Below are 19,629 nucleotides of genomic sequence, written 5' to 3'. Positions count from 1 at the left end.
CCCGCCTCACCGTCCCCTCACCCCTCCACCACCACGCCATCACCGCTGTCACAGCCCAAACCCGAGTTTTCGCCAACTCTCCATCCGTTGACCGAATCCCGGCATCGAAGCGGTCCCTTGTCCGAGCATCGGGTCTGACCTCACGGTCGTTCCTTCGGGCGCGGGCGAGGTGGACCCCGCCTGCGGTGGTCGCGGCGTGGCGGCGTGCGGCGGGGGCGCGCGGCGACGGGGCGACCAACCTGGCATTCCGCAACTACCGGCCAGTACCCCCGGTATGGCGCAATCCGCTCGGCGTGAACCTTCGCCCTGCCACCATCAACACCCATCGAAATTCCAGGCGTCCGGACTGCGGCGGGGGACTGGCCATGGGGCTGCTCGGAAATGAGCTGGCGTTCGCACAGACGCTGACTCCCCAGGAGCACGAGGGCGTCATGGCTCTCGGCCATCGGAAGAGCTATCCGGCCGATACCCATCTGCTCACAGAGGGGGACCGGTCCAGTCACGTCTTGATCATCATTCGGGGGTGGGTGACCGTGTCCGTGGCGACGGACCGAGGGGCCACCCGGCTGATACTCGGCCTGCGCGGCCCGGGTGAACTGCTGGGTGAGATGGCCGCGTTGGACCAGCATCCCCGCAGTGCCACCGTGCGCGCGCTGGGTCCCATAGAGGCCCAGGTCATATCCGGGGACGCGTTCCGCCGCTTTCTCATCCTGTATCCCCGGGTGAGCGCTCTGGTGATGCGTCAGCTCACCGGCCGGCTCCGCAGCGCCGACCAGGAACGGTCCGCGCTCGCCTCGCTCACCGTGCTCCAACGCCTCGCCGGCCGGCTCATCGAGCTGTCGGGCGTCGACCCCTCCGGCCCCTACGCCCCTTCCGCGGCGGGCCCGTCGAGTGCCGCCGCCTCCGGCCCCGCCGTCCAGCTGGCCCAGGACGAGCTGGCCGCCACGATAGGGGCCACCCGGGAAGCCGTCGCCAAGGCCCTGCGGCTGCTGCGCACCCAGAACATCGTGCGCACCGGCAACCGGATGGTGCAGATCCTCGACCCCGCGCTGCTCGCCCTCCTCGCGGACGGTCATCAGGAGTAGACCCACGCCCCGCCGTGTGTAAACGGCTACAGACGCCTCTCGTCCCGGGCCCGACCCTGATGAGGCGGGACCCCTCCCACGGACGACCGTCCAGGCTACCTCCGCGGACCACCTCCTCGGCCACGGCGAACCACCTCTTCGGCAGCGAACAGAACATGCCAGCGAACAGAACATGCAGGGGGCACGGGTGAACCACGACGCATCGGAACTCACCGAAGCGCACTACGAGTTGGTGATCAGCGTCGACGCCAGACGTTCCGGCGAGTACGACGACGTCGACAAGCCGCGTATGCGCGCCCGGATCTACCAGGTGGTGGAGACGGCCTTCACCCACGCCAAGGTCGCGCGGGACGCCGTACACCTGGAGGACCGCGGCGACGGCGTGCTGGTGTCCGTCACCGGCCGGATCGCGGCGAGCCGGCTGCTCGGCCTGTGGCTGATCGAGGCGCACGAGAAGCTGCGGGACGTCAACCGAGACCTGGCCGTCCCGCTCGGGCTGCGCGTCGGCATGCACGTCGGCCCGGTCCGCCACGACGACCGGGGCATCAGCGGACGCGCCGTCGACCTCGCCTGCCGGCTGGCCGACTCGTCCCTCGCCCGGCAGCTCCTCGATGCCGAGAAGGCCGACCTCGTGCTGGTGACCTCCCAGTCCCTGTACGAGGACGTGGTCAGCGCCGGCGGCAAGTTCATCGAGCCCGCGCACTACGCCCCGGCCCGGCTGGAGCTCAAGGAGGGCGAGGTCACCGCCTGGTTCCACCTGCCCGGCCGGCCCGCCCCGGAGATCCCCGAGCCCGCGCCTGCCGCGCCGGCGCCGGCGCCCGCCGGGAGCCCCCTGCCTCTCGATGACGACGGGCTCGACGACGAGCCGGACGGCGACGAGGACGACTTCGAGGCCATGGACATGTCCGGCCATCGGCCCGGCCACGTCGGCATTCATCAAAACGTCAGGCGTGACGCCTTCCATAACGAGAGCAACGTCTACCACGGGCCCGTGCAGATGGGCGGGTCCGGCAACCAGGTCACCGAGCAGGGGAGGGGCTGAGCCGAGTGAGCGACGACGAGCAGGCGGGCGGCGCGGCCGACGACGCCTCCGAGCAGCCCGGCGCGGGACGGTCGTCCGACGACGGCAGGAAGGGCGGGGACGACAAGAAGGGCGGGGACGACCGGAAACGCGACCGGGACGACAGGAAGGGCGGGGACGACCGGAAGCAGGACGACCGGGACAGCGGCGACGAGGACGCCTCCGGCGACGAGAAGTCCGCCGAGGACGAGGAAGCGGAGAAGGAGAAGGAGCGGGAGAAGGAACGGGAGCGCGCCGCCGGGCGGTTCAAGGAGCGCACCCGCGACCCCCTCGCCGACGACCAGGGCGAGGACGGGCCCACCGACCTCGCCGCCGCCGCGCGCACCCGCCGCGCCACCCGGCAGCTGTTCGACGTCCACCGCGACCTGATCAGCTTCGCCCACTCGCGGCTGCAGAGCGCCCACATCGGCGACAACATCAACCTCCTGCTGGGCGCCCGCCGCCCCGGCGCCGGCATGCGCAGCGGCCCCGTCCCCGAGGAGGAACTGCGCAGGCTGCGCCGGGCGCACGTGCCGCCGGAGGGGTACGTACGGCTGCGCAACGCGCTGCGCGCCCGGCGGTTGCTGGTGCTCGGCGCCGCGCCCGGCACGGGACGTACCAGCACCGCGCTCTCACTGCTCGACGAGGTCACGACCTCCGCCGCGAACGGCACCGACGCCGAGCCCGAGGCCCGCGTGCGCCGGGTCGATCCGGACGGCGGCATCCGGCAGTTGGCCGAGACGCTCGACGGCGAGGGCGGTCAGGACTGGCACGGCACCGGCCATCTGCTGGAGCTGTCCCTGACCCGGCCCGACGCGCTGCCCCCGGACGAGATGGACCTCGACCAGCTCGCCGCGGCCCTGGCCCGCCGCGAGGCCTTCGCGGTGATCGTCGTCACCGTCGGCTCGGCGGCGAACCCGCTCCTCGCCGGGCGCTACGGCATGCTCTGCCCGCCCGCGCCCACCGACGAACTGCTCACCACCCGGCTGCGCGAGCGCCTGGAGGAACGTACCGCCGAGGCACGCGAGGACGACACGTCCCTGGACGACCTGCTGGCCCGCGCGGAGGAGCTCGCGGGTGGGGACGAGATCACCGACGCGGTCGGGCTGGACGATCTGCGCCCCGCCGAGGCCGAGTTGCTCGCGTCGCTGCTGGCCGGGCATGTGCTGGGGGACGTCTCCTACGACGATCTGCTGTCCGGCTGCCGCAGCATCGCCGCCGAGCAGGCCCAGGAGTGGTTCGCCGGAGTGGACCGGGCCCTGACCGCGCTGCCGGCCGAGCCGGAGCGGCCGGAGCGCGGCACGGCCCGGTCGGGCACGGCGACCCTGTTCCACCCGGTGGCCTTCCGGATCGCGCTAGCGGTGCTGGGCGGCGCCTCGCACAGCGCCGTGGCCGCCGCCGCCCACCTGCTGACCTGGGAACTGTCGGTGCAGTCCGACCCGGACAACACCCCGGCCCGCCCGCTGTTCTGCGACGACCCGGAAGCGGACGTGGCGCTCTCGCGCGCCGAACTGACCGACGGCAAGGTCGAGGTGGACGGCCATGACGTGCCCGCCCGGCTGATCTTCTACCGGGGTTCCGCCCTGCCGTCCGCCGTGCTGACCGAGCTGTGGGACCGGCACTTCCCGGTGCGGGCGCCGGTGGTGCGCTGGCTGCGGCTGCTGGCGGACGACCCGCGCTCCCAGGTGTGGATGCGCGCCGCGGTGTCCGCGGGGGAGCTGTGCGTACGGGACTTCGACCACGGCTACACCGAGTTGGTGCGGCCGCTCGCCGAGGCCACCACCAGCCGCCGGCTGATCTTCGCGGCCACCACGCTGGACCAGGCGGCCGGCCACGCATCGCACCGCAAGGCGGTGCACAAGCTGATCGGCGACTGGAGCCGCAAGGGCACCGCGTCCCAGCGCTGGACCGCGGCCTGGGCCCTGGGCTACGGCAACGCCGCGGCCACGACGGACGACACCCTGGACGCGCTCGCCAAGATCGGGGTCCGCGACGACGGGGAACTGGTCAGCGTCGCCTCCCACAACGTCGTACGGCTGCTGGTGCTGCCGGACGCGGCCGAGGTGCTGGAGCGGATGGCCGACTGGACCCACCACAAGCGCGAGCCTTACCAGGACCTGGGGCTCGCGGCCACGGTGCGGCTCGCCCTGACGACGGTGGACGAGCTGCTGATGGACCCCGACTCGCTGCTCGACGACAGCGACTCCCCGTGGGGGGACCGCGGGGACTGGCCCGTCTCGCTCGCCCTGGCCGCCATCCGGCCCGAACTGGTCGCGCCGATGGCCGACTTGATGTGGACCGCGCTCAACACGGCGCGGTCGAAGGACGTGGCGTTGGACGCGCTGGAGGAGCTGCTGCGTTCGGCCGAGCGCAAGAGCGGCTCCGAGTGGACCCGGCCGGGGCTGGCGGCGCTGCTGCCCGCGCTGGCGACCGAGGAGCACGACCGGCGGCGGCTGGACTGGCTGCTGCGCCGAATGATGAACGACCCGGAGAAGCCGCTCCCCGAGCCGAAGGCGCGCGCCCTGTGGTGGCTCGCCGTGGAGCCGGAGGACAGGCCGCGCCAGGCAGGGCCGCGTCGGGAGAGGACGCGCGAGGAGGAGAGGTATGGCTGAGAACGAGGACGAGGCGCCCGGTCAGGACGAGACGGAGAGCCCCGAGCCGACGGCGCCCACGGGTCCCTTCGTCCGGGACTTCAACCCGCTGACGGACGGCTATCCGCGGGTGAGTCCGCGCTCGGCGCTGGTGCAGTTCTACCGCAACGGCGGCTACACGGTGAAGCGGGCCTCCGGCATCCAGCACGTCGACAAGCCGGTGCTGGCCCGGCCGCACAGCATCTGCGAGATCGCGCTCGGCACCTATGTGACACCGCTCCAGATGGAGCTGCCGGCTGCCGGCGGCACCACCTTCTTCAAGGCCGAGGTGGACATCGAGTGGTCGGTGACCGATCCCCATCTGGCCGCCCTGGAGGTCGTCACCGACGTCGCCAACCGGCTCACCTCGCCGGTCCTGGAACGGCTGCGTGAGGTCACCACCACCTATCGGGTGACGGAGGCCGAGCAGGCGAACCGGGCCATCACGCGCGAGTGCGCGGGCGGTCGCTGGGCCGACCTCGGCTCCGAACTCGGCCTGCGGGTACGGCTGTACGTCCGGCTCCGGGTGGACGACCGCACCATCGAGCACGCCGACGAGGAGCGGGACGCGCACGCCCAGGCCAAGGTGATCCGGCTGCGGCAGGAGTCGTACCGGCGCATGCTGCAGGGCGGGGAGCTGGAGCAGCTCAGCTTCATGCTGGCCGCCGATCCCGAGGGCGCCAAGGACTTCCTGGAGAAGATCCGCCAGGAGGGCCGGCAGGACGAGAAGGACCGGGTCGCCCGGCTCTTCGCCATGGCCTCCCGGGGCGAACTCGCCACCGTGGACGTGGAGACACAGGTCCTGAACCTGCTCAACCAGGGCGACGGGCGGCCCGTGGTGGGCCCCATCGGAACCGTGCCGGCGCGCCGGCACCGGGAGCTGGAGGCCTCCGACGGCCGGCCGTTCAACCCGGACTGGGCATCGGACGAACCGCCCAGGCGGCGGCCGCCGCAGCGGGCGGCGCCCTCCCGGGGCGGCGAGTCCGACCGGCGGGGGAGCGACCGGCACGGGGACGACCGGTACGGAAGCGACCGGTACGGAACCGACCGGCGCGGGCCCGGCCGTGGCGAGCCCTACGACGCGCGTGACGACGCCGAGTTCGACGAGCCCCGCGCCGGGGCCCGCCGGCGGACGTATCGTCCGGAGCCGTACGCCCCCTACGGGGATCACGACGACGAGCCGCGTTCCCGGGACGGGCGCCAGGCGTACCTCCCGGGTCCCTCCTCGGGCCACGACGACGAGCCCCATTACGACGACCGGCCCCGGACCTACCGGCCGGGTCCGTCCGCGGACCACGACGACGAGCCCCGCTACGACGACCGGCCCCGGACCTACCGGCCGGGTCCGTCCGCGGACCACGACGACGAGCCCCGCTACGACGACCGGCCCCGGACCTACCGGCCGGGTCCGTCCGCGGACCACGACGACGAGCCCCGCTTCCGTGACCGTCGTCAGACTTACCGGCCGGAGCGCTACCGCCCCGACGACGACGTCGACCACGACGACCGTCGTGCCGCAGTGCGGCGGTTGCCGCGGCGGCCCGAGCTCGGCCCCGCGGGACCGGTCCCCGGCGATGAGCCGGAGGATGAGCCGCGCTCCGGTGACCGGCCCCGGACCTACCGGCCGGAGCCCTATTACCCGGACGACGAGAGGTCGCGTCGCCGCAGACGTGCCGAGGACGACGGCTGGTCCTGGGTGGAGGAGGACCGATGAGCGCCGACGGCGCGGCACGGACCTCCCCCGACCCGGTCGTGCCGGTGCCGGACGGGGGTCGGCACTGCCACGACCGGTCGGGGGAGCGCATCGCCGAGCGGTTACTGACGACCGTGCGGGAGGACCTCGGGCGCGCCGACTCCAAGGCGGCCGTGCTGCTCTCGGGGACGCTGGCGCTGCCCGCGTTCCTCGCCGGGTGGCGCGGCACCCCCGCCTGGGACGGGCTCGCCGACGTGACGCTGGTGCTGTCCGGGGTGCTCTGGGCCGTCGCGGTGGCCGCGCTGGTCGCGGCGCTGATGCCGCGCACCGGCACGGTCCGCCGCGGGGACGGGGTGACGTACTTCGGTGACCTGGTGGCATCCCACGACCTCGCGGGGCTGACCGCGCGGGTCGGCGAGGCCGGGCGCGACCCGGCCAAATGGCTCCTCGTCCAGGCCGTCGACGTCAGCTCGATCCTGTCCGCCAAGTACCGGGCCATCCGCTGGGGAGTGGGCACGCTCGCCCCGTCCGCGGCGCTGGCCGTGGTCTGGGGACTGACCTCGGGCTGATCCCGGACCGGCGCACGCACGAACCGTGTACCACCGCGCACACGCCAACGCACCGCCGCACCCGCCACCGGCGCGCACCAGCAACGACGCGGAAGCGTCACCACGTACACGCCACAAACGAATCAAGAACCTCGAGCACGAACTTCACGCACGTATGTCGAAGACCAAGGGGACGGCCGTGGGAAGAAGCACGGGAAGACGGCAGACAGGAAGGCCCCGGGTGCGCCGCGCCGCGGCCTCGGTGCTCGGCGGCACCGCGGTGTTCGTGTCCCTGTTGGCACCGGCCGGTCAGGATCCGGTGCCGGCGGCGGACTCCACCTCCGCGTTCCCGGCCGTCAACTACGCGGTGGCCGTGGACGAGTCGGCCAGCCTCGCGCCCGAGGACATGAAGGCCGAGAAGGCTGCCGCCAAGCGGATCGCGCTGGGCGACGTGTCCTCGTCCTCGCAGGTCACCGTGTTCGGCTTCGCCGCCGCGGAGAAGGCCGGCCAGCGCGTGGTGGATCCGGTTTGCCCGCGCACCACGCTGGACGCGGCGGGCCGCGAGGAGGTCGGCAAGTGCGTCGACGAACTGCGCGGCCGCAAGAAGAGCGAGGGCACCGGAACCGACCTCCCGACCGCCATCCGGCAGGGCGTGGACGACCTCACCGACGGCTCCGACGCCTCGGTGCCCCGGGTGCTGTTCCTGCTGACCGACGGGAAGATGGACGTCGAGGACAGCTTCAAGTACGGCGACCCCGCGCACCGAGCGGCCGARGGCGAACGGCAGTTGAAGGAGGCGCTGAARGAAGCCGCCGCGCAGAACGTCCAGATCTGGCCGCTGGGCTTCGGACCCGACCCGGACAAGAAGCAGCTCGACCAGATCGCCGCCGGCGGCTACCGCAAGGGCTGCGTGGAACTGCCGTCCGCSACGCCCAAGGCCCACAAGGTCGACGGGGCCAAGGACGTCGGCACCACCCTGGAGCGGATCTTCGCCGCCGCGCACTGCCTGCGCCACGAGGAGGGYCCCAGCAAGCGGCCGCCGGCCACCCTGGAGATCGGCATCTCCCCGCTGGCGACCGTCGGCAGCATCGTCGTCGACAAGGGCGACCCCGAGGTGAAGATCACCTACATCGACCCGGCCGGCGACAAGATCCCCACCACCTCCGGGCGTTACAAGGGATCCCGCTTCGAGCTGGCGGGCGGCACCGGCACCGTCGAGGCGCTGAAGATCGTCGACCCGCTGCCCGGCACCTGGAAGGTGAAGGCCGAGGCCSCGGAGGGCCACCGCTCGCTGCCCGTCGCCGTCAGCGTGCTGTGGCAGGGCGAACTGCGCGGCGCCATCACCATGGACCCGCCTTCGCCGCAGGCCGGCGAGAAGGTCACGGTGACCATGCGGCTGCAGACGCGTGAGGGCTACGAGATCAAGGACCCGCGCGACTACGAGGGACTGCGCGTACGCAGCGAGCTGACCGGCGACGGCTTCTCCGCACTGGCCCTCGACCTCGCCGACAACGGCAAGGGGTCCGACCCCGACGCCAGCGACGGCTCCTTCACCGGCACGGTGACCATCCCCGAGGACGCCACCGGAGCGCTGACGGTGAGCGCCACGCTGACCGCCTCGGGCCTGAGCGCCGACACCCGCAGCGAGACCGGCCAGGTCGCACCCGGCGAACTGCCCGTCAAGGCACCGCTCGAACTGCCCGACGGGGACACCCACCCCGGCGGCACGGTCACCGGCACCCTGGATGTCAGCAACACCACCGACGCCCCGCACACCCTGCGGCTGTCCGTCGCCGACGTGAAGGACGGGCTGCTCTCCGTCGAGCCGAAGGAGATCACCCTCAAGCCCGGCGAGCAGGGCACCCGGCAGGTCACCGTCCGGGTCTCCCCCGAGAGCGCCTTCGGCGACCGACTCGGCGACGGCCTCGACCTGTCCGGCACCTTCACCGTCGTCGACACCACCGACGACGACCGGACCCTCGAACGCGCCCCGGTCTCGGTGCGGGTCACACCCGAGCCCGGGCTCTGGGACAAGTACTGGTGGGCGTTCGTCGCCGGCGCCGTGGCGCTCGCGCTGGCCGTCGCCGCGGTCGTCGCCTGGCTACGGCTGCGCAGGCGCCGGCGGGACCCGTTCGGACTGGTGCTGCAACTGGTCGCCGAGGACGGCACCGTCGTCAACGAGCACAAGGCCGGGCACGGCAACAACAAGCAGTGGTACGAGTTCGCCCTCGCCGAGGCCCATCGCAGCCCGCGCATCGAGAAGCGCGCGCACGGCCCGTACGCGGTGCGGCGCAGCCGCGAGGGCGGCGCCGTGGTGCGCAAGAGCGGAAGCCGCATCCCGCTGCCGATCCGCGGCCGGGTCCAGCTGACCGACACGCTGAGCCTCTCCATCGGCGGGGGCCCGGCCCCGGGCCCGCACTCGCCGGAGAGCGCCTACGCCGGTGGCAGCGGCCCGAGGAATCCCAGCACGGGCGGCGCCTACGACGACTTCCTGTGACGCGCGGGGCGGGCCGGGCCGGCACCGGCCTGCCCGCCCCCGCACCGGCACACCGCACCGCATCCCATCGCCGCGCGGCCGGCCCGCCCGCGGCACCACGGACGTACCCAGCACAATCCTGCGGCCGCCCGCCGGCCGTACAGCGGGGAGGAAACCATGAAGATCTTCCAGCCGATGATGTTCGTCGGCCTGGGCGGCACCGGCGGACTGGTCGGTGCCGAGCTGGAACGCAGACTGCGCGCCGAGCTGTGCGGACCCGACGGCATGGCGCTGAGCCGGAACAGCGGCCACGCCCCGTTCCAGCTGCCCGACTGCCTCCAGTTCGTGTACGCCGACTACAGCGAGAGCGACCTCCAGCGGTTGCCGCAGTTCAACGTGGACCCGTCCCTGCGGGCCGCGTACGCCCGTACCTCGCGGGCCACCCACAACCTGCTGCCGAACTTCGACGCCTCCCCGGAAGTGACCAAGATGCTCCGGGCGGTGCTGCGCGACGAGGTCGCCGACTGGCTGCCGCCGCGCGTCGACGAGCCGAAGGTCACCCCGCTGCACGCCGGCGCCGGGCAGCTGCCGACCGTCGGCCGGGCGGCCCTGTTCGCCACGCTCCGGCACGGCCTCGGCCCGGTCCTGGAACCGCTGCTCCAGGCGATCGACGCGATCGCCAAGTCGGCCGGCGAGCTGAGCGAACTCGGCGGCGGCAAGGTCAACGGCTGTGACGTGTTCGTCGCCTTCTCGGTGGCCGGCGGCACCGGAGCGGGCATCTTCCTCGACTATCTGCACCTCATCAACCACGCCTTCCAGCTGCGCCGCTTCGACGGCGTGAAGATCTACCCGCTGGTCGTCATGCCGTCGTCGTTCTCCGCCGCGACCGGCGGCGGGCGCGAGGCCGAACTGAACGCGGCCCGGTCCCTGGTCGACCTGTTCCGGCTGGTGGACACGCAGAACGCGCCGTCGGAGGGCCACGAGATCGGCGATCTCGACCAGGAGCCCGGGGGCGGTATCCGCTACCCGGGCACGATCCCGATCCGGCTGCGCACCGGCATCCTGCCCACCGCGTTCCTGTTCAGCCCCACAGCCGGTATCCGCGCCGACGACCTGCGCCGCTCCATCGTCTCCCTGGTGATGTCGCTGATCGGCACCGAGCTGGGCGACGGCCGGGCCCGGGGCCGGAAGTTGGCCGCCGACGACGACTTCACGACCTTCGCGGCGAGCTTCATCAACCGGGGCGTGCAACGCAGCGCCGTCTCCCCGACCGGCATCGGCCGGCAGGGCGTGTCCACCAGCCTCGTCGCCTCCATGACCGCCCCCATGGAGCAGATGGCCGACCTGGTGGCCGGGCGGCTGCTGCGGCTCGCGGTCACGGACCTCGTGGAGCAGCCGAGGGCGGCGCAGCGGGACGAGGCCGTGCCGATGATCCGGCAGCTGTTCGCCGACTCCCACCTGGAAGAGCTGTGGGAACGACGGCAGTTGCCGGTGCCCGAGCCCGATCCGCTGCCGCGCGGCGGCCGCAGCATCGAGGGGGCGCTCGGCGAACGCATCGCGGACATGCAGCGGCTGCTGACCGACCTGCGGGCCGAGGCCAACCGGTCGGCCATCGCGATGGCCGACCGGTTCGCCCCCCGCCCCGCCATCGACAAGCTGCTCCAGACCGTGGACCCCTTCCTCGCCGAACGCGTCGTCAGGGGCGTCCCGGACAGCGAGGAACCCATCGCCCGGCTCGGCTTCCTCGGCATGCTGGACCACCGCGCCCGCACCCCGCAGCGCCCGCCCGGGGTGACCGAGCAGCCGCCCAAGATCCCCCGGATCAAGGGCCAGTTGGGGGGCCTGGCACCGGCCCGCTGGGGCGACGACGACGTGCAGGCCGCCATCGAGGAGCAGAACCTCTGGTACCAGTGGCGCTGCCGGCAGGTGTGGCACGAGGCCTGGCGCGAGCAGCAGATGCACTGGCAGCCCCAGGCCGACGCGGCCGGCACCGACCTCGGCCGGCTGGTGAGCGCCTTCCGCCGGCACAGCGACCAGGAGCGCAAGAGCGCCCAGCAGAAGGGCCTCGAACTGTACGAGGACCGCACCGGCATCTCGTATCTGCTGCCGCCGCAGCGCACCCTCAACCACTTCTACGAGGACGTCGTCACCCGGCTGATCCGCCGCGAGGGCCTGCGCGAGAACGACGACGAGGCGGCGCTGCTGCTCAAGCTGGTCGACGGCGACACCTGGCGGCAGGTCCACGGGCTCAGCCGGCGCGACCCCGAGGGCTCGGTGGCCCGGGTCAAGGGGCAGCTGGAGGCACGGATCACCCGGCTGTTCGCCGAGAGCGGGGCCCATCTGGAGGAGCGGCCGCTGCTGCCGCCCATGGGCACGCTGCTGGCCGCGGCGGCCGGCGACGCGGATGCCAAGGACCAGGTCAGCAAGGAGGCACTCGACCTGTTCGGGCGCAAGCTGGCCGGGCTGCTGCCGGTCGGGTTCACCCCCGAGGGCACCGGGCTGCTGCGGGTCCTCGTGACCTATCCGCGGGTGCAGGCCGTGGAGGAGGTGCAGGAGTTCCTCGGCAAGACGCTGCGGCTGCCCTCCGACGCGAAGAACTCCGTGGAGTACCGGGGCGTGGAGAGCGACTCGATCACCGTCGTCCTCTTCCGCAGCGAGATGAGCCTCACCCAGGTGCCCGAGGCCCGCAAGGTGCTGCGCCAGTGGGCCCGGGCCAAGGACTCCGAGCAGGCCCAGGACGTGCTGCGGTGGCGGCAGCGGCTCGGCTACCGCGACAGCTGGATGGTCAGCAGCGAGGAGGACCGCCGCGTCATCCTGCACCGCCTGCTGTGCTGCATGTGGAACGGCCAGGTGGACGTCGTCGACGGCGACCCGTCCTCGCCGGACCGGATCCGGCTGCGGCTGCACCCCGAGAAGGGCACCCAGGTCCCGGGCGTCCGGCTGCGCCTCGGGGACTTCCCCGGCGGGGTGTCCAGCTGGGCCGAACTGATGCGGTCGTACGAGCGCTGGACGGTCCTGGACGACGAGCGGATCGTCGAGGACTACTGCCGTGAGCTGATGGGGGCTCAGCCGGTGGGCCTGGCCCGGGCCGGCAGCGAACCGCATCCCCTCTTCGTCGACCTGGTCGAGAAGGTCGCCCCGCGCCAGCTGGAGCTGCTGGCGGAACGCCGGGAGCGGGGCGGCGAGCGGGTCGAGGGCTGGGTGCGCCCGCTGTGGGAGTTCTGGGCGGAGACCCTGCCCGCGGCGCTGGACACCGAGTTCGGCGACCAGCGTGCCGTGCAGCCGACGCTGCGCACCCTGCTGGAACACGTCCGCGGCGGCACACCGGCCGACCCCCGCACCCGCGAGGACTATGCGGCACCCCGGCGCCCGGCACCGGACGACGACGACTGGGGCACCACCCCGGTCGCGCCGCGCGGCCGGGGCCGCGACGACGACTACGAGAAGCCGTACGGCGAAGGCAGGTCGTACGACGCCGACCGGCCCTACGGCGACGAACGTGGCGACGCGGAACGGGAGAGCCGTGACGGCTGGGGCACCCGCCGCGACGCCGGGACCGGCCCTCGCCCGGGCGGCCGGCACGACGACCCCGACGACTACGGCAGGCCGGGCGGCGACCGCCGGCACGACGACTACGCCGACCCCGACCTCGGCGACCGCCGGGGCGCGGACGGCCAGGACGGCCAGGACGGCCGGCGGCGGGCTCCCTGGGACGACGACGAGCCCGGCGACCCCCGCCGCGGCAGCCCCTGGGGCGACGAGGACCCGCCCGGAGACTCCGGCCGCAGCAACCCCTGGGACGGTGACGCGCAGTGAGCGTGCCTCAGGCCTTCCGCACCGTCATCCGCCTGGACCTGCGCGCCGGGGCGGCGGCGCTGCACAGTCCGTCGGCCCTGCGGGACAGAGTCGCCCAGGAGCTGGGCCGGGCCGGGCTGCCGGAACCGGACGACCCGCTGTTCCTGGTGGTCGACACCCCCGCCGGGCTCAACGACCACCAGACGCAGTACGAACTGCTCACCGGCTACCGGGCCGTGGGCGAGGTCAGGCTGCTCATCCTGCTCGTCGGCAGCGCACCGGGCTCGTTCGCCGGCGAGGAGGGCGGCTTCCAGCCCGACCGCCGGCTGCTGCGCCCCTCGGTGCTGCGGGCCTCGGGCAGCGGGCTGCTGTGGGCCGGCGATCTGCGCTCGGCGCGCACCGCGCTGGAGCAGCCCGCGGCCGACGACCCGGACGCGCTGTCGATCCTGGTGGATGTGCTGTCGGTGCCGGACGTCTATCTCAGCGTGCTGGAGAGCGTGCAGGCGCTGCCCGAGGCCGTCGCCGCGCCCGGCGTACGGCTGCTGGAGCAGGACCTGCCGCCGGAGGTGCGCGACCGGGCGTGGCGCGACGCGCTCACCCGGTTCGCCGGAGCGGACGACGACCTGGCGCCGGACGTGGTGCTGACGGCCTCCTCCGGAGCCGATCTGCCGGAGCCGCTGCGCGGGCTGGTGGCCGGCCGCGGCGGCCGGGACCTCGGGCACCGGGAACCCGGCGGCATCGCCGACGACGCCCACCGCGCCTGCGCGGACGCCCTCGACTACGCCGACGACGCGCTGGCCGGGCTGCGGACCCTGCCCGGTCTGCTGCGGGCGTCGCGCCGCGAGACGTTCGAGGCGGAGGTCGACCAGGCGCGCAAGGCGCTCGACAACTACCGGGACCTCGTCGCCACGGCCCTGCGCAGCGGCGGCGGCACGGCACCGTCCGCCGCCGAGTCGACCACCCGGCTGGCGGCCCTCGGGCTGCGGGTGCCGTCGGCCGAGGGCATGGGGGAGCGGATCGGCGAGGGGCTGCGGGAGTTCGCCCTGAAACTGCTGGGGCAGGGGCTCGCCCTGCGGTCGGTGGCCCAGCGTTTCACCGGTCTCGCCGGCCGGGTCGAGCCGCTGCCGGGCTCGGCGCTGCTGCCGAAGCTCGCCCCGCACTCCGCCGAGGCCGTGGCCCGGCAGACGACGGGAGCGGCGGGTACCGAGGTGCCCGGGGTGCCGGTGGCCGGACCGCTGGCGGCGGCCGGGGCGGGGCTGCTCGGCGCGCTGTGGTCGGGGCCGTTCCTCGCCCTCGCGGTCCTTGTGCCGCTGCTTTTCGTCGGCATGGCGGCGCTCGGGTCGGCCCGGCTGCGGGGCGCCGGGCGCCCGGGCCGCTGGGCCGTGGCGCCGAGAGTCGCGGCGTTCTGCGGCGGCGCGGTCGGCGCGGGCGTGGGGTACGCGACCGACTCGCCGGTCTGGATGGGCACGATCGGCCTGCTGGCCGGTCTCGGGATCGCGGTGGAGACCGTACGCCGGCTCTGGCGGGCGGCGGCCGCGGCCTGGGCCCCGGCTCACACAACCGCCGTGGTGCGTCAGGCACTTGAGGGTCTGGACGGCCTCCTGGCCGAGGCGGTCCGCGAGCACTGGGCCGTCGAGGAGCGTCTGTACTGCGCCGACGCCGCCCGTTCCGTCGCCGGGATGCTGCGGGCGACGGCGGCCGCGGCGGAGGCGGAGGCGGTGCCCGAGCCGGCGCGGCTCGCGGCCACCGGGGCGTCCGGCGGATCCGGCGCGTCCGGTGCCGGCCCGCACCTCGACGACGACTGGCTCTCCGACGACCCCGACCTGGAACCCGACGAGGAGTACGCCGGCTCCGACGACGGGGACAGCGACTGGGCGAGCGTGTACGCCTGGGAGGACGGGGAGCAGTGGGACGAGGCCGGGGAGGACAAGGACCGGGAGAGGGAGAGGGAGAGGGATCAGGGGAGCAGCTCCGGGAACCCTTGGGGGAGCCGTCCCAAGGACGTGCCGCGCTGGCTGGAGCGGGAGAGCGGTGAGGGCGGTCCGGAGCTGGTCGCCACCCTGTCCGCCGATCTGACGGACGCCGCCCTGGAGGCCATGAAGCACTACTGGGGCGCCGTCGAGCGCGGCCAGGCCGGCGCGCGTGCCGTCCGGCGCACCGAGGAGCGGGTCCGCGAACTGCTGTCCACGGCCCGCCATCACCTCCAGCACAACGGGGTGCTGGCCCCGCCCCCGTTCGCCGCCCCGCGCCGGGTCCGTGCCACCTCGGCGAACCTGCTCGGCACCGACCCGTACGGGTTGGCCGAACTGGTCGGCGCGGACGCCGACCGGCAGGCGGTGGTGCAGCTGTCCACACCCGAGCAGGGCACGCTGCTCAGCCGCGACCCGGCCGCCGCGACCTGGCTCAGGTTCGCCCCGAGGGCCGTACGCGACGAGGTCGAGAAGTCCTGGCGGGCGAGCGGTTCGGTCCACCCGGAGGAGGTCCTGTGGACGTCCTCGGGCCGCTACGCCGGGCTGGTCCGGCTCACCCCGCTGCGGATGGGCGTGGTCCACACCGTCCGAGCCCGGCACGGCTCGGGACCCGACGGGACGACGGATGCGTACGGGCAGACGGAGGGGTACGACCGGGCCGACGGGTACGACCGGGCCGACTCCTATGACCGGGCCGACGTGGGTGAGGCGACGAACCCGTACGACCGCCCGGACCCGTACGACCGCACGGCCTCGTACGACCGAACCGACCCCGACGACTGGCCGGCCTCGGACGGCTGGGCGGGTTCCGGCGGTGGCGAGGGCGGCGAGCGCGGCGAGGGCCGCGGCCGAGGGGACGGGGATCGCTGGTGATCGGCAGCTCGCGTCCCGGACCGCCGGGCACGTACCCGTACGGCCCGCTGCACATGTACCAACGAAAGGACCGCCGGTGACCAGCACCACGCATTCCCGTCCGCCGGGGCCGGGCGGGCCGCCTCCGGACAAGCTCGCGTTCACCGTGCCGTCGGGGCGCAGGCGCGTCACCCCGGTACGGGTCGGCCGCGAGTTCCGGCGCGACCGGCTGCTGCCCCAACTGCTGCGCAAGGCCGTGCTCGACGACGAGGGCCAGCAGTGCGTCCAGGTACGGCTGAGCGCCAAGGACGCGGCGAACCCGGCGGCACGCGCCCTGCTGGACACCGAGGCCGGCGCCGCCGTGCAACTGCACCAGGTGCTCGGCGACACGGAGTACGCGGCGCTCTTCCCGCGGCTGGTCGGGCACGAGCTGGACACGGCCGAGCCGTTCCTGCTGTACGACCCGCCGCGCGGTACGGCCGTCTCGCGGATCCATGTGATGGGCGCGGCCGACCAGGAGATCTTCACCCGGGACCTGATGCTGGCCCTGTGCCTGCTGGAGGGACAGGGCCTGGTGCCGCGCGGCATCTCGCCCGCCACCGTGCTCTGGGACGGCGCGAAGGTCCAGCTGTGGGGGCTGGAGTCGGTGACCCGGATCGGCCGGCCGAGGCGCCCGTGGGGCCGCTCGCCCTTCTGCCCGCCCGAACAGCGCGGCGGCGACGGTCTCGCCGACCCCCGGGACGCGGTGTGGAGCGCCGCCCAGGTGCTCTACCGGCTGGCGACCGGGCGGCCCGGCCCCGCCGACCGGCCGCCCGGCGACCTCGGCGATCACCGCAAGCTGGACCGGACGCTGCGGGACGCCTTCGCCCCGATGGCGGCCGACCGGCCGACGCCCGCCCAGGTGCTCGACCTCGTCGCGCCGGGTGCCGCCCGCCGCGTCCGGCTCGCGGTGCCCCCCGACGAGACACGCCCGCACCACGAGGCCTTCGAGGAGGCGCTGCGCCTCAAACGGCAGGCACCCGCCGCCCGGCCCCGCGGCGGTTCGGACGCCGAGCAGTCCGGCGCCGAGGTGCTGTGCCCGTACTGCCTGGAGTCCATCCGGCTCGACCTCACCAAACTGTTCGTCACCGACAGCCGGATGCAGTACAAGCCGCTGGACCTCAAGGGCATCAACAACCCGGTGCGCCGGGGCGACATCATGCGCGGCGCCGTCCAGAAGTGCACCGCGGACCCGGAGTTCCCCGCGCACTACATCCCGGTGCCCTACCTGACGTACGGCCGCCCGCTGACCGTCGCGATGGTCGGCCAGTCCTCCACCGGCAAGAGCCATCTGCTGACCCAGATGATCGCGGCGATCACCGACGGCGGACTGGAGCCGTTCGGCCTGAAGTGGCAGTCCGTCAACCCCGAGCAGCACGCCCGCTTCGTACGGGACCGGGTGCAGCCGTTGCGCAACGGCAAGGTGCTGGACCACACCGCGGCCCTGGGCATGGACGACTTCGCCCGCTTCGTGGAGTCCCTGCTGATCACCGACGCACGGGGGCAGGTGCGCCCGGTCGCCTTCTTCGACCTCGGTGGCGAGGACCTGGTCCGTACCGACGCCGCGCTCAGGTTCCTGCTCGGTGTCGACGCCCTGGTCTTCGTCGTCGACCCGGCGCTGGCCCTGCCGCTGGCGCAGCTGGACCACGCCAGGGAACGCTGGGGCGTGGAGGTGAACCGGGACGGCGACCTCGCCTTCGGCACGGTCCTGGACCGGCTGCCGAAGAACGGCGGGTACGTGGACGTGCCGGCCGCGATGGTGCTCGGCAAGGCCGACCTCCTCAGGTTCCAGCCGCCCGTCGACCGGTGGCTGACCCGGACGCCGGCGACCTCGCTGGACCCGGCGCTGATGCGCGAGGAGAGCCGCGACCTCTACGGGCTGCTGCGCCGGCACGCGGGCCAGGCGTGGCTGCGCCCCTTCGACGCGATCCGCCGGTGCACCCTGCACATCGCGTCGGCCACCGGCGGCCAGGAGGACCAGGGCCGCTATCCGGCGGGGGCGGGACCCCGGCGGGTACTGGAGCCGCTGCTGGCGCTCTTCGCCATGCACGGGCTGATTCAACTGCCCGGCGGCGGTGAGGCGTTGGCGGTGGGGGAGGCGCCCGCGCTGGAGGCGGTGCCGTGGGGCGAAGCCGCGCAGGCCGAGTCATTCGAGAGGACGGAAGGGCCCGAGGAGCCCGAGGGATCCGAGGGAGGGGAACTTCAGTGAACGACTTCCAGGACCGGGGCTCGGTGGAGCAGGTCGTCTACCGCTGGGACGGCAACCACGGCCGTCAGGGCACCGGCATGAACGCGGTCGCGCACTCCTGCGACGTCGAGCGCGCCGAGGAACTCGGCCGGGAGCTGGGCCCGTTGCTGTGGGTGTCCGGCGCGGCGGCCGCCCGGCCGAGCGTGGTGCGGACGCTGTCCGGCGACGGCGACGTCCTGCTCGTGCAGCGCTGGCCCACCACCGACCGGGGCGGGCGGCCCAGCACCGTCAGCCATGTCCTGGTCGGCGACCGCGGCAGCCTGAAGGTGCGTCAGTGCCTCGGGCTCGCCGACGGTGGCTGGCGCAGACAGGAGAAGGCCGAGCAGGCCTCCGGGCAGCTGCCCGAGTTCGACGGCACCTACCTCGACGAGCTGGCGTTCGGCCGGCTGCCGGGCATGCTGGAGCGGCTGCCGAAGGTCGAGCACGCGCTGATCCTCGCCACCGCGGAGCTGCTGCGCGATCCGACGCAGCGGGTGTCGCTGCTCCTGGAGGACGAGACCCCGCGCGACTGGCCCGACCGGGACGCGGTGCCGGTGGTCTATCTCGGGCTGTTCCTGCTGTTCGGGGACTGGCTGGGGCAGGAGTGGACGTTCGCCACCTGCGACACCGCCGACACCCATCCCCTGCGGCTGATGGCCGTGCCGCGCTGGGAGCCGGACACGGGCGGTTCCGGTCCGCTGGCCAGGGTCATGGGCCGGCGCCAGACCCGGCCCCGCTTCGAGCACCGGGCGGCGGCCCAGCTGGTCAGGCACCTCCTCGCCCATCGGCAGGCGCGTCCCGGAGTGCCGCAGCTGGTCGAGGAGCTCGCCGGCGGAGCGACCCTGGACTGGGAGCGGCGCCGCGCCCGACTCCAGCAGATCCTCGGCACGGACCGCACGCCGCCGGGCGGCACGAGGATCCCGGCCTCCGTGCGGGACCAGGAACGCGAGCCCGAACCGGCCCGGGACCGGGAGTGGGACCTCGCCGGGGAGCCGGCCCGCGCGGCGGTCACCGCGGAGCCGAACCCGGCTGCGTACGCCGAGCCGCGCGCGGACCAGTATCCGCAGCCGCGCGCGGACCAGTATGCGGCGCCGCACGTCGACCCGTACCCGAGGCAGCGTGTCGACCCGTACGCGGACCCGCACCCGGAGCCCCACGCGAACTCGGCACCCACGGCGCCGCCTCCGCCGCCTCCTCCTCCCGCCGCCCGGTGCTCGAAGCGGGGCCGGGTCTGGCGCCGGCCCATGACCCTGG

At 73.9% G+C, this 19,629-nt stretch carries 9 protein-coding genes and 1 pseudogene; all 10 read left to right on the top strand.

Going from position 1 to position 19,629, the window contains the following annotated elements:
* Positions 1-365: 365 nt before the first annotated feature.
* A complete protein-coding gene (locus EAO75_RS43960) occupies positions 366-1,085 on the top strand; it encodes a Crp/Fnr family transcriptional regulator (RefSeq protein WP_148000744.1) in 720 nt (239 codons plus the stop codon).
* Between the two features lie 187 nt (positions 1,086-1,272).
* Positions 1,273-2,127, top strand: a complete 855-nt coding sequence (locus EAO75_RS43955; protein ID WP_148000743.1) for a hypothetical protein — start codon at positions 1,273-1,275, stop codon at positions 2,125-2,127.
* 5 nt (positions 2,128-2,132) lie between these two features.
* A complete protein-coding gene (locus tag EAO75_RS43950; protein WP_187284851.1) occupies positions 2,133-4,757 on the top strand; it encodes a hypothetical protein in 2,625 nt (874 codons plus the stop codon).
* On the top strand, positions 4,750-6,489 hold the full coding sequence (locus EAO75_RS43945; RefSeq protein WP_187284850.1) for a hypothetical protein: 1,740 nt from the start codon (positions 4,750-4,752) through the stop codon (positions 6,487-6,489). Before EAO75_RS43950 ends, EAO75_RS43945 begins: the two co-directional genes overlap by 8 nt.
* Entirely contained in the window at positions 6,486-7,037 is a 552-nt protein-coding gene (locus tag EAO75_RS43940) for a Pycsar system effector family protein (protein ID WP_148000742.1), read from the top strand. Before EAO75_RS43945 ends, EAO75_RS43940 begins: the two co-directional genes overlap by 4 nt.
* A gap of 220 nt (positions 7,038-7,257) precedes the next feature.
* Positions 7,258-9,513 carry a VWA domain-containing protein gene (locus EAO75_RS43935; protein ID WP_261989699.1) on the top strand — a complete coding sequence of 752 codons (2,256 nt, stop codon included), beginning with the start codon at positions 7,258-7,260 and terminating at the stop codon, positions 9,511-9,513.
* 156 nt (positions 9,514-9,669) lie between these two features.
* Positions 9,670-13,308, top strand: coding sequence for a tubulin-like doman-containing protein (locus EAO75_RS43930; RefSeq protein WP_148000740.1), 3,639 nt, complete (start codon positions 9,670-9,672; stop codon positions 13,306-13,308).
* Positions 13,305-16,130 carry a hypothetical protein gene (locus EAO75_RS43925; protein WP_148000739.1) on the top strand — a complete coding sequence of 942 codons (2,826 nt, stop codon included), beginning with the start codon at positions 13,305-13,307 and terminating at the stop codon, positions 16,128-16,130. Before EAO75_RS43930 ends, EAO75_RS43925 begins: the two co-directional genes overlap by 4 nt.
* A gap of 76 nt (positions 16,131-16,206) precedes the next feature.
* Entirely contained in the window at positions 16,207-18,357 is a 2,151-nt protein-coding gene (locus EAO75_RS43920; protein WP_261989698.1) for a hypothetical protein, read from the top strand.
* Positions 18,354-19,629, top strand: a pseudogene (locus EAO75_RS43915) (hypothetical protein); the annotation flags it as partial. The gene EAO75_RS43920 and the pseudogene EAO75_RS43915, both read left to right, overlap by 4 nt.

This window comes from Streptomyces sp. UW30 (assembly GCF_008042075.1).
GTDB lineage: Bacteria > Actinomycetota > Actinomycetes > Streptomycetales > Streptomycetaceae > Streptomyces.
The sequence above is the reverse complement of the archived record's forward strand: the minus strand, read 5'-3'. Positions and strand labels throughout refer to the sequence as shown.